Source organism: Oleiphilus sp. HI0061 (assembly GCF_001635675.1).
Genome location: NZ_LWFE01001196.1, coordinates 1 through 1,180 on the forward strand (window position 1 = coordinate 1; position 1,180 = coordinate 1,180).

2 protein-coding genes are annotated in these 1,180 nt (G+C 47.1%); both read right to left on the reverse strand.

Annotated features, from left to right (window positions below):
• Positions 1 to 482: hypothetical protein (locus tag A3735_RS18535; RefSeq protein ID WP_197485935.1), on the reverse strand; the 482-nt coding region annotated here is incomplete at its 3' end.
• A 99-nt stretch (positions 483 to 581) separates the two neighbouring features.
• Positions 582 to 1,180 (reverse strand): methyl-accepting chemotaxis protein (locus A3735_RS18540; RefSeq protein WP_231882575.1); only part of this gene is annotated, 599 nt, incomplete at its 5' end.

Sequence of the window (1,180 nt, forward strand, 5' to 3'; positions counted from 1 at the left end):
GCGAATAGCTCGGGCTTTATGTTGGTTTCGTTCTTCAGGTTTGAAGGGCTCGTATTGCTGACCCAGTAGCGAAAGCAAAATAAGATTAATACTGCGCCCAAGGCTTTATCAAGGTGAGCACTTAGGGTGTAAGGAATGCTTGAGTTACCAAGTAAGGCCGGGCCGAAGACCGTGGTTTTAGTAAAGCCGGGAACAAGGTGTAAGGCTAGCATCAAGGGCACAAGGCTTAAAAATATCCAGGCGAAGGTTTTTATTGGTAAATGCTTTGATTGAACCTGACTAATGATCAGCGTGGCGAAAACAAGGAAAGCAGCAGTTCGCCAATCGATAACTTGCGTTAGCCAGCTTGTAATCAGCAAGATTGCGAGCAAGGGTAAGCTTAGAAGTAGGCTAGGTGGCTTGCCGGGCTTGAGCAATAAGCTGACTAGCAGTGTGTAGACAGAAAAGCTTGGAAGTAATTCGAGAGGCAGTTGAATATCCATATAGCTATACATTTACAATTGTAAATCCAGTTTACTAAAGTCGAAAAAAAAGACCGGAAATATACCGGTCTTTTTGAGTATGCGTGATATCAAGTGTTTTTAGAAGTCTTCCCACTCATCGTCTTCTGAAAACGAAGCTGCACCGTTATCCTCTTGCGCAGCACTGCTTGCCTGGTAGGTGATGACAGGTTCTTTAGTTGGTTCTGGTGCACTGTAACTTGCTGCAGGTGTTGACGGAGCTGAAGCGAAGGAGGGAGAAGAACTATGCGAGCTCTGCGAAGCATCTAAGCGGAAGAAGGCAATCAGGCGATTCATGTTGCTCGCTTCTTCAGACATTGAACGGCTTGCAGCAGAGGTTTGCTCAACCAAAGCCGCGTTCTGCTGAGTCATTTCGTCCATTTGCGCAACGGCCTGATTGATTTGACTGATACCGCTATTTTGTTCGATTGCTGCAGTGTTGACGTCATTGATCATCTTGGCAACGCGATCAACTGACTGGACGATGTCATTGAGCATTTGCCCAGACTGGTTAACCATGGCTGAGCCGGATTCTACCTTGTTTACACTGTCACGAATCAAGTCTTTGATTTCCTTCGCCGCGGCAGCAGAACGTTGCGATAAGGTACGAACCTCTCCAGCAACGACAGCAAAGCCACGGCCTTGCTCACCAGCTCTTGCGGCTTCAACCGCAGCATTCA